Source organism: Streptomyces sp. NPDC040718 (assembly GCF_055593565.1).
Window position 1 is genome coordinate 420779 of sequence record NZ_JBVIXO010000003.1, and the last position, 25248, is coordinate 446026.

Sequence of the window (25248 nt, forward strand, 5' to 3'; positions counted from 1 at the left end):
CGTGAAGAGCACACCGAGCACCCACCCGCAGCAAACCGGCGAGATGGCCGGACACACCGACCTGGGCCGCCGTCTGGCGGCCCGCCGTGAAGCCCTCGGCCTGAGTCGCGACGAACTGGGCCGGCGGTGCGGCGCCGACGAAACGTACATCGCCTACCTCGAGGAGCACGCCGCCAGTCCTGCCATCGGCACGCTCGTCCGGGTGGCCGACGCCCTCGGCCTCACCGTCGACGACCTGACCGGTGCCAGTGCCCACCGCGTCGCGGGCCGGGCCACCGCCCGGCGCGACAGTGCGCTCGTACCGCTGGACGAGACCGAATGCCGACGGCTGCTGAGCACGCACGGCGTGGGCCGCATCGCCATCTTCACGCCGGAAGGCCCGGCCGTCCTCCCTGTCAACTACCTGGTCGCAGGAGCCGACATCGCCTTCCGTACCTCCGCGGAAGCGGTCACTGCCAGAGCTGCGGGAACCGAGGTCGCCTTCGAGATCGACAACATCGACGACGTGACCGCCACCGGTTGGAGCGTCCTGGCGGTGGGTGAACTGGCAGCCGTCACAGACCCGGACGAGATTCGCCACCTCAACACCACGGCCCGCTCCCAGCCCTGGGCCGGTGGTCCGCGCAGCCACTGGATGGAGCTCACTCCGGATCGGATCACCGGCCGCCGCGTGGTGCACGACTCATGAACGACCTGCGCGCGGTAGTCTTCGACACCGACGGAGTGCTCCTCGCCACGGCGGACCGCCACGCGGCCGCATGGAAGGAGACCTTCGACGGCTGCCTCACCGAATGGCAGCCGTCGCCCCCCGGCGCACGACCACGCCCGTTCGACGCCGTCCGCGAATACCGGGACCTGGTCGACGGCAGGTCCCGCCTCGACGGCGTACGGGCCTTCCTCGGCGCCCGTCACATCGACCTCCCGTCCGGAACGCCTGAAGATCCGCCCGGGTGCACCAGCGTTCGCGCGGTCGCCGCCCGCAAGGAGGAGGTCTTCTCCGCGATGCTGCGGACCGTCGGCGTCCGCACATTCGACGACGTACGGCCCGTGCTCCAGCGACTGCGGGAGATGGAGGTGCGGTGCGCCGCCGTCTCGGCCTCGCGGCACGCCCGCTCCCTCCTGGAAGTCGCAGACCTCATCGGCTACTTCGACGCCCTGGTGGATGGCCGGGACGCCGCCGCCCTTGACCTTCCAGGCAAGCCTGACCCTGCCCTCTTCCTCGAAGCCGCCGGCCGTCTCGGCGCGACCCCCGCTCACACCGCCGTGGTGGAGGACGCACTCGCCGGCGTTGAAGCGGGACACCGAGGCGGATTTCGCCTAGTGGTGGGACTCGACCGCGAAGACGACCCGCACATGAGGGACACCCTGCGCGCGCACGGCGCCCAGCTCGTCCTCCCAGACCTCGGCGGGCTGCCCGCCGCACTCGCAGGCGACCGCCCGTGACCACGGCTTGGCGCTGGGAGTACCACCGCTACGACCCCAAAGCCGAGCGGCTGGTCGAGTCCCTCTGCACACTGGGCAACGGCCGTTTCGCCACGCGCGGTTCGGCCCCCGAAAGCGTCGCCGACGACGTCCACTACCCGGGCACGTACCTCGCCGGCTGCTACGACCGGCTCGACTCCGCCGTCGGCGGACGCACGGTCTCCAACGAGGACATGGTCCGGCTGCCGGACTGGACCGCGCTGCGGTACCGCTGCCTGCCCGAGGGCGCACCGCCGGGCGACTGGCTCACGCCCGACCACCCGACCCTGCGCCACAGCCACGTGTCGCTGGACCTGCGTGCCGGGACGCTCACCCGCCGCATGCTCTTCCACGACGCCGACGGCCGCCGCCTGAGCGTCACCCACACCCGCCTCGTCCACATGGGAGATCCGAACCTGGCCGCGCAGAACACGGTGTTCAGAGCGTACGGCTGGAGCGGCCGGATCGAGATCGAGTCCGTACTCGACGGCGGCGTCACCAACGCGGGAGTCGACCGCTACCGCGCCTTGGCCGGGCGGCATCTCGTCGAGCACCGGGCCGGAGTGGAGGCGGAGGGCGCCGCCTGGATCGCATGCACCACGGCCACCTCCCGGATACGGATGGGGCTCGCGGTCCGGACAGCGGCACGTCCTCTGGCACCGGTGGGCCGGGCATGCACAGCCGCCACCGCCACGCAGACGTTCGTCCTGCCGATCAAGAGGACGGCCCCGGTCGTCGTTGAGAAGACCGCCGCCCTGTGCACCTCGCTCGACCGTCCCCCGGCCGATCCGCTACGGCGTAGCATCGACAGCGCCACACACGCCCCGGCCTTCCCTTCCTTGCTGAACTCTCACCGGGCGTCCTGGCGACGTCTCTGGAGCGAAGGAGAGTTGAAGGTACCCGGAGAGACGGGCAAGGTCCTGCGGCTGCACGCCTTCCACGTCCTACAGACCCTCTCGCCGCACACCGCGGAGCTCGACGCCGGCGTCCCCGCCCGCGGCCTGCACGGCGAGGCGTACCGGGGCCACGTCTTCTGGGACGAGCTGTTCGTCCTGCCCTACCTGGCCCTCCACCTCCCCGAGACCGCTCGCGCCCTGCTGATGTACCGGCACCGACGGCTCCCCGCGGCTCGCGAGGCCGCTCGCCGAGCCGGGGTGAAGGGAGCCATGTTCCCCTGGCAGAGCGGCGGTTCCGGCAGCGAGGAGACCCAGCGACTGCACCTCAATCCGCGCTCCGGCCGCTGGCTTCCGGACCACTCCCACCTCCAGCACCACGTGGGGTCGGCCATCGCCTGGAACGTGTGGCAGTACGGGCTGGCCACCGGCGACGCCGGTTTCATGCACGGCCCGGGCGCCGAACTCCTCCTGCACACAGCCCATTTCTGGGCGGACACGGCGACATGGGACACCGGCCTTCGCCGCTACCGGATCCGCGGCGTCGTCGGACCGGACGAATACCACGACGCCTACCCGGACGCCGCCGCCCCCGGAATCGACGACAACGCCTACACCAACGTCACCGCCGCGTGGGTACTGGCCCGCGCACTCGACCTGTACGGGGAACTCCCGACAGCCCGACGCGCCGAACTCCTCACGCAACTCGGCATCGCCCCCGATGACCTCACCCTCTGGGAGGATGTCTCCCACCGCCTGTACGTGCCGTTCCACCACGACGTGATCAGCCAGTTCCACGGCTACGGGGACCTCGCCGAGCTCGACTGGGACGGCTACCGCGCCCGCTACCACGACATCCGGCGCCTGGACCGCATCCTGGAAGCCGAAGGCGACACGCCCAACCGCTACCAGGCGTCCAAGCAGGCCGACACCCTCATGCTCGGCTACCTCTTCCGCCCCGCAGAGCTCGAGCAACTCTTCCTTCGGCTCGGACACCGCCTTGACGACGGCCTCTGGCGCAGGACGGTGGACCACTACCTGCGGCGCACCTGCCACGGCTCCACGCTCAGCAGCCTCGTCCACGGCTGGGTCCTCGCCCGGGAGCAGGGCCCGGACGCCTGGCGCTACTGCCAGGAAGCCCTGCTCAATGACATCACCGACGTCCAGGGCGGCACCACCGGCGAAGGGATCCACCTCGGCGCCATGGGCGGCACCCTGGACCTCGTCGAGCGCGGCATCGTCGGACTCGAGCCCCACGGCGACGGCCTGCACATCGACCCGGTACCCCTCTCCGAAGTGCCCGGTTCCTCGTTCTCGATCTCCTACCTGGGGCACCGGGACATCCGCATCCGGTTCCGGCCCGGCCGGCTCGGCATCAGCGTCCCTTCGTCCCCTCTGGGCCCGGTGCCCCTGGTCCTGCCCGGAGACCGTCACGAAAGCATTTCCGCAGGCCAGGAACGGTGGTTCCGGCTTCCCAAGGGCTGACCGGCAGTCGCCGATGCTCGCGTGGCGCTGCGTTCGTAAAGCGCACACTGTGGATGTATCAGCCGTCGGAAGGATGAGCGGAATGGACAGGCAGCAAGAGGCTCCGCGGATCGTGGTGGGCGTGGACGGATCGCCCTCGTCCCAGGCCGCGCTGCGCTGGGCGGTCCGGTACGCAGGGCTGGTGAGCGGGCGAGTGGAGGCGGTCGCGGCATGGGACGTGCCCGGTGCCGCCTCGTGGTCGGCTCCAGCGGTGGACACCACGTTCGACGAGGAGGAGGCCGAGCGGCGTCTGGTCGAGGAGGTGCGCACGGTTCTCGGTGAGGACGGCGCTTCCTCCGTGCACCAGCGCCTGGTACGCGGCAATCCGGTAGACGTCCTGGTGGATGCGGCAGACGGAGCGGACATGCTGGTCGTGGGCAGCCGTGGTCGCGGCGGCTTCCGCCGGGCCCTGCTCGGTTCGGTGAGCCATCAGACGGCGCTCCACGCACCGTGCCCGATCACCATCGTCCGGGCGGGCACCCCCGTCGAATAGCCCCACCTCGGGCGGGCGCATAACCTCTCGGAATGGTGCAGAGCGAGGCAGGCGACGTCGACGGCTACCTGACCGAGGTTCCCGAGGAGCGCAGGGGTGCGCTGACCAAGGTGCGGCAGCTGTGCCGTGAAGAGCTGGTCGGCTTCGACGAAGTCATGGCTTACGGGATGCCTGCATACGAGCGCGACGGCGCCTGCGAGATCGCGTTTGCCAGCCAGAAGCAGTACATCTCCTTCTATCTCATGCGCAGTGACGTTCGCGAAGCGTTCGAGGAACGGCTGGCCGAGCAGGACGTGGGCAAGGGCTGCCTGCGGTTCCGCAGGCCGGCGAGCATCGACTTCGACCTGCTGCGGGACCTCCTCAAAGCGACGGCTGTCCGACCCGGGAAGGTCTGCTGACGGTTCCGTCTCTCCTCGCGGTGGTCACCGGCGTCCTGGCGCGCGGTGAACGGTGTTTCCGGCATGGTCCTGAGCAGGACGGACACAGTCCTGCCGCAGGCCAGGCAGCCACTCAGTACCGGAAGCTGGGCCGATCGGCCCCGCGTGAATGGCCCCCTCGGCACTGCGGTCTTCCTGGCCTCCTGCGTGATCGTGGAACCCAGACGCCAATCCGGCGCCCCCTTCCGAAGAGGGTGACCACGATGCAGCGCATTCGGATCCAGACCCGGCCCAAGCAGCCCCACAGGCCCGCGCCGCTGGATCTGCGCACGCCGTCCGGCCGCCCCCTGCCGTACTGATCCCCACCGTGCGGTCCCGCCGACGCACCACGACCCTGCGCCGGCCCCCTCCTCGCCCAGGACTTCGCCGAGCGCTTCGACGGCTTCTCCATCGGCAGCAACGACCTCACCCAGCTCACCCTCGGAGTCGACCGCGACTCCGAAGCCCTCGCCCACGTCTTCGACGAGAACGACCCGGCCGTCACCGACCTCATCCGGATCCTGCTCCCACGGGTCCAGACCTTGGGACGTCCCGTGGGCCTGTGCGGACAGCGGCCCAGCGACGACCCGGCGTACGCCGCCTTCCTCGTCCGCGCCGGAATCGACTCGATCTCCGTCGCCCCCGACAGCTTCGCGGCCGTCAAGCAGCACGTCGCCGCTGCCGAGGACGAGCGCTACGGGGAGGACCGAATGGCCCCTGTGGGGATCCGTCCGGACCAAGCGGAGCAGCCGTCGGCCGCGTGACAGTGGCATCAGCCCCGCACCACGAAATCGGCTGCCCACCATCACCCTGGCGCTCGCCGTCGGCGTACGGGTCCTCGCCCGCCAAGGCGCCGTGATCAAGCGGCTGAGCGCAGTGGAGACCCTCGGATCCACCTACGTCATCTGTACGGACAAGACCGCACCCTCACCCGCAACCAGATGCGCCTCCATTCCACGTGGACCCCGCCGCACGAGTCCGCAAGCGGTTCGGAGACCGCCGAACTGGTCCGTGCCGCGGCCCAGTGCACCACCGTCCCCCGCGAAAGCGATGGCCGGCTGCACGGTGACCCGACCGAGACCGCATTGGTCGAGGGAGCAGCGCAACACGCCACGCTGGTCGACCCGGCCGACCGGGATGCCCACCGACGAGCCTGCTTCCGCTTCGACCCGCGCCTGCGCCGCATGTCGGTGATCCAGGCTGGAGAGAACGGCAGCCACCGCGTGATAGTCAAGGGAGCACCGGAAGCCGTCCTGGCGCTCTTGGCCCAAGGAGAGCCGACCGGCCGGGCCCAGGATGCCGCCGACACCCTGGCTGCGGACGGTATGCGCGTGCTGGCCGTCGCGGTGCGCGAACTGCCGCCCGGCACAGCAGCACCGCCGCAGCGGCAGGACGTCGAGAGGGACCTGCACCTGCTCGGACTGGTCGGCCTGTACGACCTGCCGCGCCCTGAGGTCGCCGCCGCAGTCCAGCGTTGCCACGATGCGGGCCTTACCGTCCACATCGTCACCGGCGACAACGGAGCCACCGCCGCAGCCGTGGCCCGCGCCGTTGGCATCGGTACACCGAACCTCCGGGTGGTCGCTCAGTCCGAGGCGATCGATGACCACGAGCTCGACCACCTCCTCCGCCAGGACGCCACGGAGATCGTCTTCGCCCGCTCCTCGCCCGAGACCAAGCTGAAGGTGGCCGATGCCCTGCGCGCGCACGGGCAGATCGTGGCCATGACCGGCGACGGCGTGAACGACGCTCCGGCGCTGGGTCCGACCTCGACACCACCGCTACTCCTGATCCAACCGGAGGCACACCATGTCGCACACGAACGAACGGCCGCACTCGTACTCGCGGCCGTGGCCCTGAACCTGGCAGCGACCGTCACGGTCGCGGTGGGGGTGGCGCTGTCGCCGGACATCCACCGGGCGGTGCCGATCGGAGGAGTGTTCGCCGCCGGGGTCATGGGCCTCGGCTTCGCCCTGTGCCTGATCGGGCCGGCGATGGCCGTATCGGCGGCGGGACGACGGCGGGCCCAGGTGGTCGGCGCGACCATCGCGATCGGAGCCGTGGGATTCGCCGTCAACTTCATCGCTCTGGCATGGGCCCCGGCGGCCCCGCTGAGGTTCCTGAGCCCGTTCCACTACTACGCCCCGGGCGACGCCTGGGCCAAAGGCGCCGTGCTCTGGCCCCAGCTCGGGATCCTTGTCGGAGCGGGAGTGCTGGGCATCCTGCCGGCTCACCTGCTGCTCCAACGCCGAGACCTCGCGCACTGAGCGGAGTAGCCATTGAGCGGCTACACGTCTCTCAAGAACGGTTTCTACTCTCGGGTTTCCAGTACCTCGGTCAGCGGACGGCGGGGCGTGTCGGGCCCTGGGGGACCGTAGCCGAGGCGGAAGACCATCTGCACGTGTCCCATGGCCGCGACCGGGTCGCGCACCGTCCACCGCAGCTCCGGCCATTCCAGGGGATGGGACGTCATCGACGTGGCTAGTCCGTCGGCGGTGGCCTGCAGGAGGACGCGCTCCATCGCCTGGCCGGCGCGCAGCCAGTCGGCCCTCGTGTCCTCTGAGGTGCTCAGCAGAGCCAGCTGAGGCCTCTTCTCGAACACGGCCCAGCCGCGATCCGGTATGGGATTGGCCCAACCGAAGTCGCGCACGGCGGCGGGGCCGCCGGAGGCCTTCGGCCCGAACGCGGCGGCCGGAATGCCGTCGCGGCGTGAGCCCGGAGCGTTCTGCGAGGGGGAGGTCCAAGCCATGGTCTCCTCCCGGGCGAGCGGATCGATCTCCTCGCGGTGTTCCGCGTCCCGTACCAGCCCGAGCACGGTGTCGATGTGCCAGGTGTCCGGGACGGTGAGGCGGCAGCCTTCCAAGTGGGCCGCGGCCCACAGACCGTCCAGGAGCGCGGTCGGCACCGGCTCCTCGCTGAAGGGGTACCGGCTGGTGTGCCGACGCCGGACGGCGTCGTGCAGGGAGGCCAGCTCGCGGTCCGCCCCTGCGGTTTCGTCGATGGTCACCGTGGCGAGCAGCCACGGTTCAGCGTCGTCGGGCAAGAGCTGCACGCGGACGGGGAGACCGATCCAGGCTGCGGACACGCGAAGGTTGAACAGTGCCGCGGCGCAACCGAGGTGGAGGCTGCGGTGAACCGGGTCGGTTCGGGTCATGGCGCGTTCCGGATCGCCGTACAGGGAAAGTGCACCGGTGCCGACATGGAAGACGAACTTCCACGGCTGGGCGTTGTGCATGGACGGGGCTGTGACGGCGTCGCCGACGAGCCGGATGACGGTGTCGGGGTCGAAGTGTGTTGCGGTCACGGGACTGTTCCTGTCTGTGCGGCCTCAGTCGTGCGCCACGACGGCGACCGGTGAGGTGGCGTGGTGCATCACCGCGTGGGTGATGGGACCGATGCGGGCACCGACTGCCGGTCGGCGGATGCGCCGGCCGACCACGACGAGTGCCGCGCCGGACGAGGCGTCCAGGATCTGGACGGCGGGCTGGCCGATGACGATGCGTGCGTCGACGGCGAGTTGTGGGTACTTCTGCTCCCAGGGGCTCAGCAGCCCGCGGAGCGTGGCCTCGATTCCGTCGGCCATCTCCTGCTCGACACCGGGATCGAAGGCGGGAGCGTAGGAGAAGACCGGCGGGAGCGACCAGCCGTGTACGACGACGAGGGGGCAGGACCGCCGGTCCGCTTCCTCGCGGGCGAAGGCGAGGAGCCGGTCGCAGCTGCTGCGCAGGTCCATACCGAGCACCACCGGTCCGGCATCGTCCGCGTGCCTGGGGGGACGGTCTTGGCCGTCGACGGAGCGCACGAGGACGACGGGCGAGTCGGTCTCGGGGATGGTCGCCGAGCCGGTCGAGCCCACGACGAACCCGGCGACGGTGCCGAGAGCTCGTGAGCCGAGGACCAGCAGGTCCGCCTCGGCTGCGGCGGAGGCGAGGACCTTGGCGGCCGCGAGGCCTTTCGTGCCGCGGGTGCTGATGCCGAGCGTGGGGTGTACGCGCAGCAGCCGGTCCCGCGTGAGCGAAAGGAGGTCCTCGGCCCACTGCGGACGCGGTTCGGGGAGTGGAGCAGCGGCGAAGGGACCGTACTGGGCCCAGTCCTCCGCGTGGACGAGTTCCAGAGCCGCGCCCCGTAGTTCGGCCTCGTCGGCGGGCCGGTCGGCTGCAGCGCTGCCGGCGCTCGATCCGTCCAGACCTACCGTGATCAGGTTCGACATGGCGTTCCCCCAGGGGCGAATGGTCGGCTTCTTTCAGGCTCTTCCGCTTGCCCTGCCCCTGGGAAGGTCCGAGCGGCCCAACCTGGGACCGTTCGGCCCTCCTCGCCCTCTCAGCTCTGTTCGGCCTCAGCGCAGGTGAGTCTGCTGTCGACGTCGACGACCCCGTCGACGCTCTGGCAGAGGCGGACCACCACGGGCAGCAGTCCCGGCTGCGGCACGGTGCCACTGAGCGTCACCAAGCCGTCGTCGACTTCGACGGTGATGGCCGAAGGCGCGAGGTGGAGTGTTCGGGTGAGAACGTCCTCGAGGATCTCTTCCTGTATCGCGTGATCGCGGCGGAGGAAGAGCTGGATCAGATCGCTGCGACTGAGGATGCCGACCAGGCGGCCTTCCTCGTCGACGACCGGCAGCCGCTTGACCCGGTGCCGCTGCATGACGCGGGCCGCGCGCACCACGCTCCACTCGGGCCGTGCCGTGACGGCCGGGCTCGTCATCAGCTCCTCGGCGGTTGCCGCACCACCGGCGGGCCGCCAGCCGAGAAGGTCGGCTTCGGAGACGACACCGACCGGGTGGCCGGCTTCGTCGATCACCGGCATGGCGGTGATGTCGAACTCCTTCAGGAGCCGGGCGATCTCCTTGAACGCGGTCGCGCGCCGGACGGTGACGGCGCTGGGCGTCATCAGGTCCACGACACTGCGATGCCTCATGGGGGTGGTGCCTTCATGCGGAGACGGGGGCGGTGAAGTCCGTCTTGACGTCGACGACGCCCGGTACGGTACTGGCGGCGCGTACGACGATGTCTTCCATCGCGGGGTCCGGCAGCGAACCGTTGAGGTAGGCGATGCCGTCGGCGACGTGGACGTGTACCTCGACGGGACCGTGCGCGTGGACGTGCGCTTCTGCGGGAATCTGCGGGAGCAGCTGGTACATGATCAGTTCGCGGATCTCGGCGCCGATGTCCTCGTCCGGGCGCAGGAAGACCTTGAGCAGGTCGCCGCGGCTGACGACGCCGACGAGGCGGCCGTCGCCGTCGACCACGGGAAGGCGCTTGAGGTGCCGGCGGGCCATCAGACGCGCCGCGGTGGGGATGGTGGCGTCCTTCGTCACGGTCACGGCCGGGCGGGTCATCAGCTGCTCGGCCGTGGTGTCGTGGGCCGTTTCGGTGCCCTGGGGCTTGAGCAGCAGGTCGGCTTCGGAGACGACGCCGACCACCTGTCCGTGATGGTCCAGGACCGGGAGGGCGCTGATGTTCCACATCCGCAGCTCTTCCACGATGTCCTTGAACGCGGTTCCCCGGTCGACAGAGATCACGGCGTGCGTCATGACGTCCTCGACGTTGCGCAGATGCTTCATGGTCTTCCTCCTCGATGGGACTGCCGGTACTCGCGATGGTGTGCAGGGCGACCTTCCCGTGGACAGGGCCGTCCGGGGCACGAGGCGGTCGGGCCGGCCCTGGTGGGCCCCGCCCAGGGACGGTTCCATGGAAGTGCGGAAAGGGTCCTTGCGAGGATGCGGAGAAGCGGCCGAGCGTGCACCGCACAATCGGGATCCGCGAGAAGCGGGCGGACTCTTTCCGCCCTTGCTGTGTGCCTCGCACGGCCGTTCACCGGTTTCCGGTCCTTCACTCGTGGGCGACGACGGCCACGGGGGCTGCTGCGTGGTGCAGGACGGCGTGGGCGGCCGAGCCCAGGTGTGCGCCGAGGGGAGAGCGGCGCACATGGCGTCCCACGACGACGAGTCCCGCGCCCTGCGAGGCCCCGACGAGATGTCCGCCCGCCGATCCCATGAAGACGTCGTGGCTGACGTTCACGTCGGGGAACTTGTGCTGCCAGGGCAGCAGCATGTCGTCCACCATGTGTGTGACGCTCGTGCCGATGTCCCGTTCGTTGTCCGGGTCGAAGAAGGGGACGTAGCCGTAGGCGGCCGGCATCTTCCAGCCGTGGACAGCCCGCAGCGGGCAGTCGCGCCGGGCCGCCTCTTCGAAGGCGAACGCGAGTACCCGGTCGCAGGCCTCGTGAATGTCGACCCCCACGACGACCTCGGCTGCGAACCCGGTGCCCGGGCCGTCCGGGTCGTCGGCGACGCGAACCAGCACGACCGGCGTGTCGGTCCCGACCACTGTGGACATCGCCACCGAGCCGACGATGAATCCGACCAGGCCGCCCAGGCCGCGCGATCCCAGAACCAGCAGCCCGGCGTCGGCGGCCTCGGCCGCGAGGGCGGCGGCCGGCCGTGCTGTCAGGCAGCGTGTCGTGATCTCCAGCTGCGGGTGGCGCCCGTGCAGCTCCTGAGCGGCTTCGGTCAGGGCCTGATCCGCCCAGCGATCTACGTCCTGGCGGCCCACGCCGGGGAACACCGGGTCCAGGGGCCAGTCAACGGCGTGCACGAGACGCAGGGGCACCTGCCTCAGGACGGCTTCCCGCGCGGCCCAGCGTGCTGCTGCCCGGCTCTCCTCGGAGCCGTCGACTCCGACGGTCACGTGGTTCCTCATGGCTCTGACTCCCTTCGTGCGGTCCGGCGCTCATCACCACGGCTTTGCGTGCCGGGCATGGTCCGCGTGGGTTGCCGTGTCGTCGGTGCGGGCGGTGACACGAGATGCCACCGCGACGACCCCGTCGAGCCGTTCGACGAGGCTGAGAAGTGCAGGGAGCTGACTGCGGCGCTCGACCTGGCCGTCCAGGGCGACGATGCCGTCCACCACGTGGACGTCGACGTCACCGGCCGGCACACCGAGCACGTCCGTGAGGACGTCGTCGGTGACACGCCGGCGTATCTCGGAGTCCGGGCGCAGGAACACGCGCAGCAGGTCCCTGCGGGTGACGATGCCGACGAGCCGGTCCTCCACGTCCACGACGGGGAGGCGTTCGATGCTCCGGCGGGTCATCAGCCGCGCGGCGTCAGCCGCTGTCTCTTCGGCATGGACGGTGACCGCGGGCGCGGACATGACCCCGCCCGCGGACGGCGGCCCAGCTGCCGTGCTGCTCTGCCCGGGGGGATGGGAGCCCGACACCGTGTGGGCGAGTAGGTCGGTCTGCGAGACGACGCCCACCACACGATCCTCGTCGTCCAGGACAGGGACTCCGGAGACGTCGTACTGGGCGAGGAGCTTCGCGACGTCCTTGAAGGCGGTACCCGGGGCCACGGAGACGACCTCGTCGGTCATCAGGTCCGCCACCTTGAGATGCTTCATGAGGCCCTCCTGCTCCGCCGTGTCACGCCAGGCTGATGTCCGGTGTGGGGTGTGCCCCCACCATCCACCGGTGACCGCTGGTGAGCGAGGGCCGAACGGCCCCGTTCAGGGGCCCGCAGGGGTCCGGGGTGCCGGGTCGCGACGTTGGGGACCTTTGGTCCCATCTGCGGCCCCGGGCGGCCCTCTTCCCAGAGCGTCGACGCTGCCAGCGTGAGGGGTGTCCCTCATCGGCTTCTCGGTTGGGAGGAATCGTGGAAAGTACGTTCCGCACCCCGGACACCAGCTCGGTCACGGTCGGCGTGGACGGCTCGGAATCGGCGCGCGTCGCCGCCCTGTGGGCGGCCAAGGAAGCCGTCCGCCGTGACCGTCCCCTGCACATCGTCTACGGCGCCGACACCGACGGCAGGGCCTTGTACCTGTCGGCGGAGACCATCGAACGGGTCCGCGTCAACGGACGGGCACTCCTGGACGATACGGCGAAGGCTGTGTCGGCCGAGTACCCCGGGCTGACCGTGACCACCGAATTCAGCCGCGCTGGCGCCGTAGACACCCTGCACCGGGCCGGCGGGCTCCACGGCACGGTCGTGGTGGGCAACCGCGGCCTGGGCGGTTTCAACTCCCTCATGCTCGGGTCGGTCGGGCTGGGCACCGCGGCCATCGCCATGACGCCCGTCATCGTCGTCCGCGGCATCGACGGGGCCGATGAGACCGGCACGGTCCTCGCGGCGATCCGCGATGAGCACGACCTCCTGATCGCCCGGTACGCCGCCAAGGAAGCCGAGCTGCACAAGGCCTCCTTGCGGCTGCTGCACGTGTGGAACGTGCTCCAGTCCGTCGGTGAGGTGGTCAGCATGCTCGACGGCGTGGACGAGATCGCAGGCGGGCACGCAGAGACCCTGCGGGCCGTCGCGGACGTGGTCCGCGGCGAGTTCCCCGACCTGGAGGTTCAGGCCGATGCGGAGAAGAGCATCTCCGTGGCCGGTGTCCTGGTCGAGGCGTCCCGGCACGCCGACCTGCTCGTCATGGGCGGGCGCCGGGTCCCAGGGCCCCTCGGACTCGCCCCCAACCTGGGCAAGGCCACGCACGGCATGCTGCACCACGCCCACTGCCCCGTCCTCCTCATTCCCCGGACCGGCAGCGACTTCGGGAGCCAGTCATGACCATCCACCCCGCAGGAAGCCATGACATCGTCGTGGGCATCGACCCGGTCAGGGACTGGCACCTTGCCCTGGCCTGGGCCGCCGACGAGGCACAACGGCGCCGGCTCCCGCTGCGCCTGGTGCTCGCGGTACCGCCCCAGCACGACACCCATCACGTCGATGGCACCCCCGGCCAGACGGCCCTGGGGCAGGCCGGCTCCGACAGGCTCGAACAGGCGTGCAACTGGGTGCGTGACCGCCACCCGGAAGTGAGCGTCACCGGCGATCTGCTCGGCGGCTTCCCCGTCCCGGTCCTGGGCGGCGCAGCGAGAGAAGCCCGCATGGTCGTCCTCGGCTCCCGGCACCTGAGCCGCACCGCCGAGTTCTTCAGTGCAGGCTCGCTCGTGGTCCCCATCACGGCTCAGGCCCATTGCCCGGTCGTCGTCGTGGGCGACGCCGAGCACATCAGCCAGCAGCCGCCCTACGTCGTCGCGGGTATCGACGGCAGCGCGTCCGCCACTGCCGCGCTGGCCTTCGCCTTCGACGAGGCCGACCTTCGGGGGGCAGCTCTGCGGGTCGCCTGCGTGTGGCAGCCGCCGCTCATCATGCTCGACGACGAGGAGGTGGCGCTGCAGGCCCAGCGCACCTTGCTTTCCGAAGCCACCGCCGGCCTGTCGGAGAAGTACCCGGACGTCCATGTGACGCATGAGGTCCTCACCGGCCACCCGGTCGAGGAACTGGCCCGCGCCGCCGAGCACGCGCTGGCCGTCGTCGTGGGCCGCCGCGGCCGCGGCGGATACACCGGCATGAGGATCGGATCCGTGGTCCACGGCCTGCTGCACCGTGCGCACTGCCCGGTGATCACCGTCCCCACCGGCTGACCCGCCATGACCAGCCGCGCGATCGACATGCCGTCCGTCGGCTCCTCGGAGCCGGCGGGGCTGACGCAGTCCGAGGCCGAAAGCCGACTCGCCCGGTACGGGCGCAACGAGGTGGCCCCGCCGCGGCCGACACCCCTGCACCGTCGGGTGCTGGCGCAGTTGCGCGATCCGCTGATCATGGTGCTGCTCGGTGCCGCCCTGCTGACCATCGCGATCGGTGACCACCCGGATGCCGTCGTCATCGGCCTGGTGGTCCTCTTCAACACGACCGTGGGAGTGGCCCAGGAGGTCCGGGCGGACCACGCGGTCGCCGCCCTCTCCGCGCTCTCGGCCCCGCACGCCCGAGTGCGGCGCGACGGTGCCGCCCACGAGGTGCCGGCAGCGCTGGTGGTGCCCGGTGACAGCCTGCTCCTGGGCGAGGGAGACATCGTCGCCGCGGATGCAGACCTCACCGAGGCGTCGGCGATCCTGCTGGACGAGTCCATGCTCACCGGCGAATCGGAACCCGTCGCCAGAACTGCCGGTGACACGGTCGGCGCCGGCACCGTCGTGGTGCGCGGTCGGGGTACCGCGACCGCCACGGCCACCGGATCCTCCAGTGCCCTCGGCCGGATCGCGGCGCTCCTTGGCGGGGAACACGAGCCGACCCCGCTCCAGCGCCGCCTCGCTTCCCTCGGCCGCGTTCTGGCTGCCGTCACCCTCGCCCTGTGCGTGCTGTTCTTCGCCCTGGGCCTCGTACGCGGCCTCGGCGTGAGCACGATGGCGGTCACCGCCATCAGCCTGGCCGTCGCCGCGGTACCCGAATCCCTGCCCGCCGTGGTCACCCTGGCCCTCGCCCTCGGGGCCCGCCGCATGGCGGCCCGGGGAGCCCTGGTACGACGCCTGCCGGCGGTCGAGACACTCGGCTCGGTGAGCGTGCTGGCCACGGACAAGACCGGCACCCTCACCGAGGGCCGCATGGTCGTCCAGCACGTGTGGACGCCGTCCGGAGCCGCCGATGTGTCCGGCAGCGGATACGAACCCCACGGAGCCCTGACCCGTTCCGGACGCTCCCTGACACCCGAGCAGCTCCGCCCGCTACAGGAGCTCCTCACCACGGCGGCACTGTGCAACGACGCAAGCCTGAAACCGCCCCAGAGCGGATCCGACATGTGGACGGCCGTGGGCGATCCCATGGAGGCCGCACTGCTGGCAGCCGCTGCCAAGGCCGGCTGCCCCGACCCTGCCGAGCTGCACCGGGACTGCCCCCGGATCGGAGAAGCCCCCTTTGACAGCCTGCGCAAACGGATGACCACCCTCCACCACCTGCCGGACGGCAACGTTCTGGTCTGCCTCAAAGGGGCGCCCGAGGCCGTCCTCGCTCCCACGGTGCTCGCCGAGCCGCCCGAGGTCCTGGACCAGGCCCGCCGACGGGCAGCAGAGCTGGCCTCGCACGGGTTCAGGGTCCTGGCTGTGGCAGGCACCGAACGGCTCCAGTGGAGTCCGCCCGCCACCGAGGCGGAACGCGGACTGGGCCTTCTCGGCCTGATCGCCATCAGCGATCCGCCGAAAGCGGCGGCAGCGGCCACCTTGGCAGCCTGCCGCGCCGCGGGCATCACCCCGGTCATGATCACCGGCGACCACCCCGCGACGGCCCACGCCATCGCCGTACGCATCGGCCTCGTAGAGGACGGGCCGGCCGATGCGGTGGTCACCGGCCCCGAGCTGGCCGCAGCACCGGACACCGACCTGACCGCGATCCGCGTCTTCGCCCGGACCGATCCACAGCAGAAGCTCGACATCGTCCACGCCTGGCGGGCCCGTGGCGCCGTGACCGCCATGACCGGGGACGGCGTCAACGACGGCCCCGCCCTACGCCAGGCCGACATCGGCGTCGCCATGGGCGCCCGCGGCACGGAGGTGGCCCGCCAGGCCGCCGACCTCGTCCTCACGGACGACGAGCTCTCCACCGTGGTCACGGCCGTCGAGGAAGGCCGCCGCGTCTACGACAACATCCGGCGCTTCCTCGTCTACGCCATGGCCGGCGGAGCCGCCGAGATCCTCGTGATGCTGGCAGGTCCCCTGCTCGGCCTGGCCCTGCCGCTGCGGGCGGGGCAGATCCTGTGGATCAACCTCCTCACCCACGGCCTGACCGGCGTGGCCATGGGCGCCGAGCCGGCCGCACCCGAGGCGATGCGGCGCCCGCCCCGGCCGCCGGGACAGCACATCCTGGCCGCCGGCGTGTGGCAACGCCTCCTCATCCTGGCCGCGGCCGTGACGGCGTTCAGCCTGATCGCCGGCATCGGCGCGCGTGGCATGGGCCTGCCCTGGCAGAGCGTGCTCTTCCTGTCTCTGCTCGGGGCCCAGCTGGGCGTGGCCCTGGGTCTGCGGGCCCGGCTGCTTACCACCCAGAACCTCTTCCTCCCCGCCTCCGTGGCGGTTTCCGGCCTCCTGGCGATGGCTGCCCTGCACGTTCCCGCGCTGCAGTCGCTGCTGGACACCCAGCCGGTCGGCTGGGCCGGCGCGGGGCTCGCCACGGCGGCAGCCCTCGCAGCATTCGTCACTGCCCGGATCCTGCGCAGCGCATTCCACAGAAAGGCATGACCATGAACGCCTATTCACCTGCCGACGGCCATGGGATCCACGCCATGGTGGGCGACCAGATCGTCGTCGGCGGCCCCACCATCGGAAAGCCCGGCCGTGACGGCGAAGTCATCGCCCTGCACCATGACGACGGAACCCCGCCGTACGACGTGCGCTGGTCCGACACCGGCCGCACCACCGTCTTCTTCCCCGGCCCGGACGCCCACGTCCGGCACCTGCACGACGACGGCACGCCACGGAACGAGGAGGGGCCGAACGATGCAACGGCCTCCCACTGAGTGGGAAGGCCGGGCCCTCCGGCCGGGGATACCGTGGAAGCGATGGCCATCTCGCCATCACTTCCGGCCGGAGGCGGGCATGAGCGCAGGGGAACAGCCCACCGGGAGCGGTGTTCCCCGACTGCGGCTCGATGAACTGCTGGACGAGCTCCAGGTACGGATCGACGAGGTCAGGGGCACGCGGGACCGGCTGAACGGCCTGCTCGAAGCCGTCATGTCCGTGGGCCGGGAACTGGACCTGCCGCAGGTCCTACAAGGCATCGTCGAGGCCGCCGTGGTGCTCGTGGACGCCGAATACGGGGCCCTCGGAGTCATCGGGAACGACAAGAAACTGGCCGAGTTCCTTCCCGTCGGCATCAGCGACAGCCTCCGCGCACGGATCGGAGACTTGCCCTCCGGCCACGGCATCCTCGGCGAACTGATCCGCCATCCCGAACCGCTGCGACTGTCGGAGCTGTCCGAGCACCCTGCCTCGTACGGGTTCCCGGACCACCACCCGCCGATGCACTCCTTCCTCGGTGTCCCGATCCGGGTCCGCGAGGACGTCTTCGGCAACCTCTACCTGACCGAGAAGCGCGGCGGAGCAGAATTCGACGCCGAGGACGAGGCGGTCCTGTCCACCCTCGCCGTCGCGGCCGGCATCGCCATCGAGAACGCCCGGCTCTTCGAGGAAGTCCGGCTGCGCGAGCGCTGGCTGGAGGCCAGCTCCGACATCACCAGCGCCCTGCTCTCCGGAGCGCCCGAGGAGGAAGTCCTCGAAGGCATGCTGGAACGGGCCAAGGACATCACCAGCGCCGACATGGGCGTCTTCTACCTGCTCGGCTCCGCCGGTGAACTGCGTGGCTCCCTCGCACTCGGGGAGGGAGCCGAGGCGCACCGCGGGATCGTCCTGCCCAGCACCCAGGGCACTCTCGCCGAGGCCGCCCTGGCCCGCAACGGCCTCATCACTGTTCCCGACGTGGCGACCGACGAGCGCGTCACCGTGCAACCCGAGCGGTGGAGCGGCTTCGGCCCGGCCGTGGCCGTCACCGTTGGCACCAAGGAAAAGCTGAGCGGCGTCCTGATGCTCGCCCGGCGGCACGGTCGTCCCGTCTTCGCCACCACGGAGGTAGCCGCGCTTCCGGGGTTCGCGGGCCAGGCCGCCCTCGCGTTGGAGCTCGCCGACCGGCGCCGCGACACCGAGCAGATGAGCCTGCTGGAGGACCACGACCGCATCGCCCGGGACCTGCACGACCTGGCCATCCAGCGCCTCTTCGCCACCGGCATGACCCTCCAGAGCGCCCAGCGCTTCGTCGACCACCCCCAGGCGTCCGAGCGCCTCGCGCGTGCCGTGGACGACCTCGACGCCACCATCAAGATCATCCGATCGACCATCTTCGGACTCCGCGACCACGAAGCCCCCGGTCAGGTGTCCAAACTGCGCTCCCGCCTGGTCCAGGCCATGGACGAGGCCGCTGCAGCCCTCGGCTTCGCCCCGGCCCTCAGGATGGAGGGGCTGATCGACACCGAGGTACCGTCGGCCGTCGCGGACGAGGCCCTCGCCGTGGTGGGGGAAGCCCTCGCCAACGTCGCCCGCCATGCCGAGGCCACGCGCGTCGAGGTCTCGATCGTTGCGGCCGACGGGATCCTGACCCTCACCGTGACGGACAACGGCGTCGGCCTGCCCGCGGGCGGTCGGCGCAGCGGACTGCGGAACCTGGCCGAGCGTGCCGAAAGGCTGAGCGGCCGGATGGACGTCGCAGCGCGGGGCGACGGTGCGCCGGGCACCCGCCTGGAGTGGCAGGTACCCCTGGTCCCGCCGCCCTCGCGGTGACCGTCGCCGGCGTCCCTAATGCTTCGCAGTCCCGGCGTCGTGCCCGTGCACCTGGGCGGCGATCACGGCCGCCTGGACCCGCCGCTCCACGCCGAGCTTTCCCAGCAGCCGTGAGATGTGGTTCTTGACGGTCTTTTCGGACAGGTAGAGCCGCTTCGCGATCTGCCGGTTGGTGAGGCCCTCGCCGATGAGGTCCAGCACTGCCCGCTCGCGTTCTGACAGAGCTGCCAGGCGGGCGTCTTCCGGTTCCCTGGGGCTCTCGGGGTCCCGCAGGGAGTGCATCAGGCGGGCGGTGGTGGCCGGGTCCAGCATGGACTGCCCGGTGGCCACCGTCCGTACGGCGGAGACCAGGTCGGAGCCCTTGATCTGCTTCAGCACGTACCCGGCGGCGCCCGCCATGATCGCGTCCAGCAGCGCGTCCTCGTCATCGAAGGACGTCAGCATGAGGCAGGCCAGGCCGGACATGCGAGAGCGCAGCTCGCGGCAGACGGTGATGCCGTCGCCGTCGGGAAGCCGCACGTCGAGCACGGCCACGTCCGGGCGCAGCGCCGGCCCGCGGGCAAGCGCCTGCTCGGCCGTGCCCGCCTCGCCCACGACGCTGATGTCCGGTTCGGCGTCCAGGAGGTCTCGCAGCCCGCGCCGGACCACTTCGTGGTCGTCGAGGAGGAACACCTTGATCGGCGCCTCGGCGGATTCCTTCGGATCATCGGACATGATCGCCCCTGGCTCGACCCCATGATGCTTTTCATCCGAATTGTCTCAGGAAGGTGCGCACCGCACCCCGTGGCCGTGCGAAGGCACTAGGCAGCGACGGCGCCGTTCAGCTCCATCCGGACGTCCACCACACCCTCGACCGCGCGGATCGCCCGGGCGAGCAGGGGGACCAGGGCCCGGTCCCGCAGCGGGCCGCGCAGAGTGACGACGCCGTCCTGTACGGCGAAGTCCACGTGCACGCCGGGTATCAGCCCGGTGAGTACGCTCTGGCGGATCTCCTCATCGAGCTCCTCGTCGGGCCGAAGGAACACCTTCAGGAGGTCGCTGCGGCTGACCACGCCCTCCAGCATGCCGAGCGCGTTCACCACGGGCAGGCGCTTGACGTGCTTGTGCGCCATGATCCGCGCGGCTTCGGCGACGGGCGCGTCGGGAGGCACGGTGATCGCCGGGCTCGACATGAGCTCCTCGGCCAGCACCGCGCCGGCCTTCGACGCTTCCTCCAGCTGATCGGGCAGGGTGGGGTCCGTACGCCGGAACTCCTCCTTCGGCAGCAGGTCCGCCTCGGAGACCACGCCGACGACGCGCCCCCCGCCTTCCAGGACGGGGACCGCGCTCACCTTCCACTGGTGCATCAGCTCGACGATCTCCTTGTACGACGCCTCGCGGCCGATGGCGACGGCCGTGTGCGTCATGACGTCACTGACGGTGTAGCGGGACGCGGGCATGACCGGCTCCTTCGCCGTGGGGACGATCAGAGGAAGCTGCCGCTGCCGTAGGGCGCGTACAGGTCGAGAAGGCGCACGCGGGCGGCCTGCAGCCGGTTGGCGAGGACCTGCCCGACCCAGCGGCCCAGGGCAGAGCCGAAAGCGGAGTCGGCGTCCATCAGCGTCCGTACGCGCTCCGCGTCGAACTCGTACGCGCGGACGGGCGTCATCGCTTCGGCGCCCAGACGCCAGCAGTACGGCTTGAAGAGCCACGAGCAGCCGACCAGCTGGCCGGCGCCGAGGCTCTCGATGACGGCGGCGCGCCGCCCGGGCACATGAACGTCCAAGGTCACGGTGCCGGACAGGACGATCCAGAACCGGTCGGCGTGGCCACCTTCGCGAAAGAGATGGGTCCCTTCGTCGAAGTTGACCTCTTGGGCCAGTTCCATCAGACGGGAACGGCAGTCGGCGGGCAGCGCCTCGGAGATACGGGTGGGTGAAGGGGTACTCATGGACGGCCTCCTGTTCGAGTCCGTCTCCAGTCTTGGCGTTCCGTCCGTTCCGGGCATGGGCCCTGTGGTCCCGTCCAAGGGCCGATCGGCCCATGTCCGAGATCGGCGCACGCGGACATGCTGGCAGCAGATGGCCCGTTCACGGCCTCCGACCCTGTCCGAGCGTCAGGCGTGTGACGTACGGGAACGGTCATGGCATGGAGACCGGAGGCATTCGCCTCCCTCGCCACGCCGACCGTCCGGGTCGCGGCCTGCCCGCTCGACGAAGGACGTCCATGATGAAAAGCCACCCGGCAGGTGTGACCGTCAGTTCGCCTGCCGCCAGTGTGCCGGGACGGCTGATGGAAGAGCTCAGCGCTGACGAGGCGCTGCGGCTACTCGGCACCGCCGAATTGGGCCGGATCGTCTTCACCCGTCACGCACTGCCCGCCGTGCGCCCGGTCAACCACGTTCTCGATGCCGGCGACATCATCATCCGCGTCCAGGACGGATCGACGCTGGCGGCGCTGCTCGCGGCCCAGGACGGCGCAGGCGTGGTCGTCGCCTACGAGGCCGACGACATCGACACCGGTGAACACCTGGGATGGAGCGTGGTCGCCACCGGCTACGCCACCGCTGTCACCGACCCCGACGAGATCGAGCGGTACGTGCGCCTCCTGCGGCCCTGGGCCGCGGGCAGCGCATCCTGCGCGATCCGGATCAGACCCGACCTGGTCACCGGCTTCCGCTTGCGCGAGGGTGGTCCTTAGCGGCGCCCGTTCGCGCGCTTCACCTCCACGCGGCCCTCGGCACGTAACGATGGTGCGGCACACGCCCGCAGGAGTTCCGGAGGTGCCATGCCGAAGCGCGGATGGACCGTGGTGGTCCCGCCTGCTCTCCACGGCTACCGCGCCGCCTGGCTCCGGGGTGACGTGCCGGCCGGCATCACGGTCGCCGCCTATCTCGTGCCGCAAGTCATGGCCTACGCCGGCGTTGCCGGCCTGCCACCGGTCGTCGGCCTGTGGGCCGCCCTCCCGGCCATGGTCCTCTACGCCTTCAGCGGGTCCTCCCGCCTGCTGTCCGTAGGCCCTGAATCGACCACCGCCCTCATGACTGCCGTGGCCGTGGGCCCGCTGGCGGCCGGCGACCCCGCGCGGTACGCGGCGCTCTCGGCGGCCCTGGCCGTCGTGGCTGGTCTGTTGTGCCTCGCCGCGTGGGCCGTCAGGCTGGGCTTCCTCGCGGATCTCCTCTCCAGGCCGGTCCTCGTCGGCTACCTCGCCGGTGTCGCCCTGATCATGATTGTGGACCAGCTTCCCCGCCTGACCGGGGCCAGGGGAAGCGGATCGGGCTTCTTCCCCCAGCTGTTCTCCTTCCTCCATCATCTCGGTGACGTGCACTGGCCCACGGCCGTGCTCGCCGCCGGATGCCTCGCCCTTCTGTTCCTCCTGCCCCTGCTGTGGCGCCCGCTGCCCGGACCGCTCGTCGTCCTGGCGCTCGCCACCGCCGTGGTGGGGGGCTTCGCCCTCGACGACAACCACGGCATCAACGTCATCGGAGCCGTCCCGACCGGCCTGCCGGGCTTCGCCCTGCCCGATCCGTCGGACTACGCCGGCCTGGTCCTGCCGGCCGTAGGAGTTCTCCTCGTCGGATACTCGGATGTCGTCCTCACCGCGCGCGCCTTCGCCCGCCACGACGATCCGCAGCCCTTGGCAGCAAACCGCGAGCTGCTGGCGCTCGGCGTGTCCAGCATCGGTGCCGGTGTCCTGCACGGTTTTCCCGTCAGCAGCAGCGCCAGCCGTACCGCCCTCGCCGACTCCGCCGGCGCCCGCACCCAGGCGTACTCCATCGTCGGTGCCGTCTGTGTGGCCGCCGTCCTGCTCTTCCTGGGCCCGCTGCTGGCCCACACCCCCTCCGCCGCCCTCGGCGCGATCGTCGTCTACGCCGCCGTACGCCTGATCGAGGTGGGCGAGTTCCGCAGGCTGGCAGCCTTCCGTCGCCGCGAGTTCCTGCTCGCCCTCGGCTGCGGTCTCGGGGTCCTCGCCCTCGGCATCCTGTACGGCGTGCTCCTCGCCGTGGCACTGTCCGTCGCCGAACTGCTCACGAGGGTCGCCCGTCCGCACGACGCCGTCGAGGGCATGGTGCCCGGGCTGGCCGGCATGCACGACATCGACGACTACCCGACCGCGCGCACCATTCCCGGTCTCCTCATCTACCGCTACGACTCCCCGTTGTTCTTCGCCAACGCCGAGGACTTCCGCCGCCGGGCGCTGGCCTCGGTCGCGGCCAAGGCGGAACCGGTGCACTGGTTCGTCCTTAACACCGAGGCCAACGTCGAGGTCGACATCACCGCCCTCGACGCCGTCGAAGCCCTCCGCGCCGAACTCGCCCGACAGGACATCGTGTTCGCCCTCGCCCGCGTCAAGCAGGACCTGCGCCACCCCCTCGACGCCTACGGCCTGACAGCGAAGATCGGCCCGGAGCGCATCTTCCCCACGCTCCCGACGGCCGTTGCCGCCTACCAGGACTGGCAACGCGCCACAGGCCGCGATCCAACCCTCTGAGCGGGCCCCTGACCGGGTAGTCGGTGCCGCCGGCAGCTCCGTCGTCGCGCTGATCAAGTCCACCGAGCCGTGTTTTTCGGGTAGGCCGGGCCGCGCCGACCGCAGGCGGCTCCCGCGCGGTTCACGGCAGATGCGAGGTGAGTTCATGTCCACCACCGCGAGGTCGCCGGCCCCACCACGGGCGGCACGACCACGGCCGGCTTCACCAAGGCCGGCTCGGGCGGAACCCACCTCAACGGCAGCTTCCCCGGTGCCGCCGACGGCACCCCGTCCGCAGCGGCAGCTCGGCCCCCACGCACTGGACGGCCGAGATCCACGCCGGCGGATCGCTCTCACCGAACACCTTCTCCGAGGTCCGGGCCCTCTGCCTGGCCATGCACAACGAGCACGGCAGCCGGTAGCCCCGGCTCAGACCAGCTCGGGCTCCGGTGCGCGCCGCTGGGCGGGCACGCGGGCCGGCCCGGGCTGCCGGTCCCACTGCCTGGTGGTCCGTACGTAGGCGTAGACGACCGAGGCCGTCGCCAGGAGGACCAGGGGCCCGAACACCCACGGGTGACCGGCCATCTCCGTCGACAGGTAGCGGTACGACACCAGCATCGCGGTGAAGACCGCGGCGCCGTGGCCGACGAGCAGGGTCGCCCGCCGGTCCCAGCCCCGGGCGAGCGCCCGCAGCGCCGCCTCGATCGTGAGGGTGAACACCACGCCGGAGACGATGTCCGCCCCGTAGTGGTAGCCGAAGCCGAGGGTCGCGCCGAGGGTGGCGACGAGCCAGAACGCGCCGAGGAAGCGCAGGGGCCAGGGGCCCTTGCGGGAGTGGATGAAGATCGCGGTGGCCCAGGCCGTGTGCAGGCTGGGCATGCAGTTGCGCGGGGTGAACTCGTCGAACGGCATCGGCTGCGGGATGCCGAGGGGCGGGGCGGTGTGCGGCCACAGGTCGGCCAGCGCCCACTGCCCGCCGTCGGCGCCGTAGGCGAGGATCGGGCCCACCACCGGGAAGACCATGTAGATGCCCGGTCCGAGCAGGCCGACGACCAGGAAGGTGCGCACCAGGTGGTGGGCCGGGAAGCGGCGCTCGGACGCCACGTTGCGCAGCTGGTACAGGGCGACGAGTACCGCGCCCACCGCGAGCTGGATGTAGACCCATTCGAGGACGTGGTGGCCGATCGGGCCGGTGGCCTCCACGATCCGGCCGGCCACCCACGAGGGGTTGCCGAGCGCGCGGTCGGCGGCCGCCACGTACTGGTCGAGCACCATCGGACGGGTCTTCGACGTGATCAGCAGCCAGGTGTAGCCGGTCTTGCGGCCGGCGACCAGCAGCAGGGCCAGGCCGACGCCCTTCAGCAGCAGGGCGCGCTCCGCTCCCTTGCGGCGCACGACGGCGAAGACGGCACAGCCCAGCGTCACCCACAGGGCGCCGCTGCCGAACATGTTCTCGGCGCCGGCCGCCGACCGTACGAGCCAGAGGAGCAGGTCGATGCCGATCGCGGCACCGAGTGCGATGAACCGCTGCCGCCAGGTGAGCACGACCATCATCAGCGCCATGCTCGCGTACAGCACCGTCCCCGACCGGGGGGCGAAGACGACCTCTCGCGCCTGGCTGACGATCGGGCCCGCCACGCCGTAGTGGCGCGCGGCGATCTCCAGGGCGACGAGGAACCCGAGGCCCGTCACGCCCACCGCGGCCCACAGGAGGACGAGTGGCCGGCTCCGGTTCCCGGACGCGGTGGCGCTGCTCGTGCGCGTGAGCGCTCGTGGTTCCTCAGATATCAATTCTCAGCCGATGTTCATATTTCAACCGGTCACTGTTGGCTCGAACATGTTAGCTGAGGGGGTCGCGCCGGCCGGAAGGACGAGCGAATACCTCCCCGTCAGCCCAGGCAGTCGGCCACCAGGCGGC

Annotated in this window: 23 protein-coding genes and 1 pseudogene; 14 read left to right on the top strand and 10 right to left on the bottom strand. The window is 70.9% G+C overall.

All coding sequences use genetic code 11. The features are described 5' to 3' along the window. Window position 1 precedes the first annotated feature (1 nt). From ACZ597_RS10660 to ACZ597_RS10690, 7 genes are all read left to right on the top strand, one after another. The gene (locus ACZ597_RS10660) at window positions 2–688 is read left to right on the top strand and encodes a helix-turn-helix domain-containing protein (RefSeq protein WP_471327721.1); all 687 of its coding nucleotides are present in this window, start codon (window positions 2–4) and stop codon (window positions 686–688) included. Next, entirely contained in the window at window positions 685–1443 is a 759-nt protein-coding gene (locus ACZ597_RS10665) for an HAD family hydrolase (protein WP_471327722.1), read from the top strand. Before ACZ597_RS10660 ends, ACZ597_RS10665 begins: the two co-directional genes overlap by 4 nt. After that, window positions 1440–3839: a glycoside hydrolase family 65 protein gene (locus tag ACZ597_RS10670; RefSeq protein ID WP_471327723.1), complete on the top strand. Its 2400-nt coding sequence runs from the start codon at window positions 1440–1442 to the stop codon at window positions 3837–3839. The genes ACZ597_RS10665 and ACZ597_RS10670 overlap by 4 nt, the downstream gene beginning before the upstream one ends. 82 nt (window positions 3840–3921) lie before the next feature. Beyond that, entirely contained in the window at window positions 3922–4371 is a 450-nt protein-coding gene (locus ACZ597_RS10675; RefSeq protein ID WP_471327725.1) for a universal stress protein, read from the top strand. 32 nt (window positions 4372–4403) lie between these two features. Beyond that, window positions 4404–4769: an iron chaperone gene (locus ACZ597_RS10680; protein WP_471327727.1), complete on the top strand. Its 366-nt coding sequence runs from the start codon at window positions 4404–4406 to the stop codon at window positions 4767–4769. A 428-nt stretch (window positions 4770–5197) separates the two neighbouring features. Next, the gene (locus tag ACZ597_RS10685; protein WP_471327973.1) at window positions 5198–5551 is read left to right on the top strand and encodes a putative PEP-binding protein; all 354 of its coding nucleotides are present in this window, start codon (window positions 5198–5200) and stop codon (window positions 5549–5551) included. Between the two features lie 177 nt (window positions 5552–5728). Then, window positions 5729–7054: an HAD family hydrolase gene (locus ACZ597_RS10690; RefSeq protein ID WP_471327728.1), complete on the top strand. Its 1326-nt coding sequence runs from the start codon at window positions 5729–5731 to the stop codon at window positions 7052–7054. A 44-nt stretch (window positions 7055–7098) separates the two neighbouring features. On the opposite strand, the gene ACZ597_RS10695 is transcribed toward ACZ597_RS10690, so the two are convergent. The 6 genes from ACZ597_RS10695 to ACZ597_RS10720 all read right to left on the bottom strand — a co-directional run bounded on the left by ACZ597_RS10695 (window position 7099) and on the right by ACZ597_RS10720 (window position 12187). After that, window positions 7099–8091 (bottom strand): Acg family FMN-binding oxidoreductase, encoded by a 993-nt coding sequence (locus tag ACZ597_RS10695; RefSeq protein WP_471327730.1) that lies wholly within the window; start codon window positions 8089–8091, stop codon window positions 7099–7101. Between the two features lie 24 nt (window positions 8092–8115). Then, a complete protein-coding gene (locus ACZ597_RS10700) occupies window positions 8116–8997 on the bottom strand; it encodes a universal stress protein (RefSeq protein ID WP_471327732.1) in 882 nt (293 codons plus the stop codon). Between the two features lie 110 nt (window positions 8998–9107). Next, on the bottom strand, window positions 9108–9704 hold the full coding sequence (locus ACZ597_RS10705) for a CBS domain-containing protein (RefSeq protein ID WP_471327733.1): 597 nt from the start codon (window positions 9702–9704) through the stop codon (window positions 9108–9110). 13 nt (window positions 9705–9717) lie between these two features. Then, window positions 9718–10350 (bottom strand): CBS domain-containing protein, encoded by a 633-nt coding sequence (locus ACZ597_RS10710; RefSeq protein ID WP_471327735.1) that lies wholly within the window; start codon window positions 10348–10350, stop codon window positions 9718–9720. 268 nt (window positions 10351–10618) lie between these two features. Beyond that, window positions 10619–11488, bottom strand: a complete 870-nt coding sequence (locus ACZ597_RS10715; RefSeq protein ID WP_471327737.1) for a universal stress protein — start codon at window positions 11486–11488, stop codon at window positions 10619–10621. Window positions 11489–11521: 33 nt separating this feature from the next. Continuing rightward, window positions 11522–12187, bottom strand: a complete 666-nt coding sequence (locus ACZ597_RS10720) for a CBS domain-containing protein (protein WP_471327739.1) — start codon at window positions 12185–12187, stop codon at window positions 11522–11524. Between the two features lie 251 nt (window positions 12188–12438). On the opposite strand from ACZ597_RS10720, the gene ACZ597_RS10725 reads away from it, so the two are divergent. The 5 genes and pseudogenes from ACZ597_RS10725 to ACZ597_RS10745 all read left to right on the top strand — a co-directional run bounded on the left by ACZ597_RS10725 (window position 12439) and on the right by ACZ597_RS10745 (window position 18881). After that, on the top strand, window positions 12439–13347 hold the full coding sequence (locus ACZ597_RS10725) for a universal stress protein (RefSeq protein WP_471327741.1): 909 nt from the start codon (window positions 12439–12441) through the stop codon (window positions 13345–13347). Further along, window positions 13344–14207 carry a universal stress protein gene (locus ACZ597_RS10730; RefSeq protein ID WP_471327743.1) on the top strand — a complete coding sequence of 288 codons (864 nt, stop codon included), beginning with the start codon at window positions 13344–13346 and terminating at the stop codon, window positions 14205–14207. Before ACZ597_RS10725 ends, ACZ597_RS10730 begins: the two co-directional genes overlap by 4 nt. A gap of 6 nt (window positions 14208–14213) precedes the next feature. After that, entirely contained in the window at window positions 14214–16790 is a 2577-nt protein-coding gene (locus ACZ597_RS10735) for a cation-translocating P-type ATPase (RefSeq protein WP_471327745.1), read from the top strand. Window positions 16791–16825: 35 nt separating this feature from the next. Further along, window positions 16826–17026: pseudogene (locus ACZ597_RS10740) on the top strand (DUF1918 domain-containing protein); the annotation flags it as partial. 121 nt (window positions 17027–17147) lie between these two features. Beyond that, on the top strand, window positions 17148–18881 hold the full coding sequence (locus ACZ597_RS10745) for a sensor histidine kinase (RefSeq protein ID WP_471327747.1): 1734 nt from the start codon (window positions 17148–17150) through the stop codon (window positions 18879–18881). Window positions 18882–18896: 15 nt separating this feature from the next. On the opposite strand, the gene ACZ597_RS10750 is transcribed toward ACZ597_RS10745, so the two are convergent. The 3 genes from ACZ597_RS10750 to ACZ597_RS10760 form a co-directional block, all read right to left on the bottom strand. Beyond that, the gene (locus ACZ597_RS10750; protein ID WP_471327748.1) at window positions 18897–19595 is read right to left on the bottom strand and encodes a response regulator; all 699 of its coding nucleotides are present in this window, start codon (window positions 19593–19595) and stop codon (window positions 18897–18899) included. Window positions 19596–19681: 86 nt separating this feature from the next. After that, window positions 19682–20320: a CBS domain-containing protein gene (locus ACZ597_RS10755; RefSeq protein WP_471327750.1), complete on the bottom strand. Its 639-nt coding sequence runs from the start codon at window positions 20318–20320 to the stop codon at window positions 19682–19684. Window positions 20321–20346: 26 nt separating this feature from the next. Further along, window positions 20347–20811, bottom strand: a complete 465-nt coding sequence (locus ACZ597_RS10760; RefSeq protein ID WP_471327751.1) for a Crp/Fnr family transcriptional regulator — start codon at window positions 20809–20811, stop codon at window positions 20347–20349. A gap of 275 nt (window positions 20812–21086) precedes the next feature. Here ACZ597_RS10760 and ACZ597_RS10765 point away from each other — a divergent pair, with 275 nt between their 5' ends. Together ACZ597_RS10765 and ACZ597_RS10770 are read left to right on the top strand one after the other, a co-directional pair. Then, window positions 21087–21560, top strand: a complete 474-nt coding sequence (locus ACZ597_RS10765; RefSeq protein ID WP_471327753.1) for a pyridoxamine 5'-phosphate oxidase family protein — start codon at window positions 21087–21089, stop codon at window positions 21558–21560. 87 nt (window positions 21561–21647) lie between these two features. Beyond that, window positions 21648–23351 (top strand): SulP family inorganic anion transporter, encoded by a 1704-nt coding sequence (locus ACZ597_RS10770; protein WP_471327754.1) that lies wholly within the window; start codon window positions 21648–21650, stop codon window positions 23349–23351. Window positions 23352–23759: 408 nt separating this feature from the next. On the opposite strand, the gene ACZ597_RS10775 is transcribed toward ACZ597_RS10770, so the two are convergent. Beyond that, window positions 23760–25121 (bottom strand): phosphatase PAP2 family protein, encoded by a 1362-nt coding sequence (locus tag ACZ597_RS10775; protein ID WP_471327756.1) that lies wholly within the window; start codon window positions 25119–25121, stop codon window positions 23760–23762. Window positions 25122–25248: the final 127 nt, after the last annotated feature.

Excerpts from the sequence above, each read along its gene's own strand:
- ACZ597_RS10735 (WP_471327745.1), top strand. The coding sequence starts at position 14,214 with ATGACCAGCCGCGCGATCGACATGCCGTCCGTCGGCTCCTCGGAGCCG.
- ACZ597_RS10675 (WP_471327725.1), top strand. The coding sequence starts at position 3,922 with ATGGACAGGCAGCAAGAGGCTCCGCGGATCGTGGTGGGCGTGGACGGA.
- ACZ597_RS10765 (WP_471327753.1), top strand. The coding sequence starts at position 21,087 with ATGATGAAAAGCCACCCGGCAGGTGTGACCGTCAGTTCGCCTGCCGCC.
- ACZ597_RS10730 (WP_471327743.1), top strand. The coding sequence starts at position 13,344 with ATGACCATCCACCCCGCAGGAAGCCATGACATCGTCGTGGGCATCGAC.
- ACZ597_RS10760 (WP_471327751.1), bottom strand. The coding sequence starts at position 20,811 with ATGAGTACCCCTTCACCCACCCGTATCTCCGAGGCGCTGCCCGCCGAC.
- ACZ597_RS10720 (WP_471327739.1), bottom strand. The coding sequence starts at position 12,187 with ATGAAGCATCTCAAGGTGGCGGACCTGATGACCGACGAGGTCGTCTCC.
- ACZ597_RS10715 (WP_471327737.1), bottom strand. The coding sequence starts at position 11,488 with ATGAGGAACCACGTGACCGTCGGAGTCGACGGCTCCGAGGAGAGCCGG.
- ACZ597_RS10745 (WP_471327747.1), top strand. The coding sequence starts at position 17,148 with ATGAGCGCAGGGGAACAGCCCACCGGGAGCGGTGTTCCCCGACTGCGG.
- ACZ597_RS10700 (WP_471327732.1), bottom strand. The coding sequence starts at position 8,997 with ATGTCGAACCTGATCACGGTAGGTCTGGACGGATCGAGCGCCGGCAGC.
- ACZ597_RS10705 (WP_471327733.1), bottom strand. The coding sequence starts at position 9,704 with ATGAGGCATCGCAGTGTCGTGGACCTGATGACGCCCAGCGCCGTCACC.
- ACZ597_RS10680 (WP_471327727.1), top strand. The coding sequence starts at position 4,404 with ATGGTGCAGAGCGAGGCAGGCGACGTCGACGGCTACCTGACCGAGGTT.
- ACZ597_RS10750 (WP_471327748.1), bottom strand. The coding sequence starts at position 19,595 with ATGTCCGATGATCCGAAGGAATCCGCCGAGGCGCCGATCAAGGTGTTC.
- ACZ597_RS10690 (WP_471327728.1), top strand. The coding sequence starts at position 5,729 with ATGCGCCTCCATTCCACGTGGACCCCGCCGCACGAGTCCGCAAGCGGT.
- ACZ597_RS10710 (WP_471327735.1), bottom strand. The coding sequence starts at position 10,350 with ATGAAGCATCTGCGCAACGTCGAGGACGTCATGACGCACGCCGTGATC.
- ACZ597_RS10665 (WP_471327722.1), top strand. The coding sequence starts at position 685 with ATGAACGACCTGCGCGCGGTAGTCTTCGACACCGACGGAGTGCTCCTC.
- ACZ597_RS10755 (WP_471327750.1), bottom strand. The coding sequence starts at position 20,320 with ATGCCCGCGTCCCGCTACACCGTCAGTGACGTCATGACGCACACGGCC.
- ACZ597_RS10770 (WP_471327754.1), top strand. The coding sequence starts at position 21,648 with ATGCCGAAGCGCGGATGGACCGTGGTGGTCCCGCCTGCTCTCCACGGC.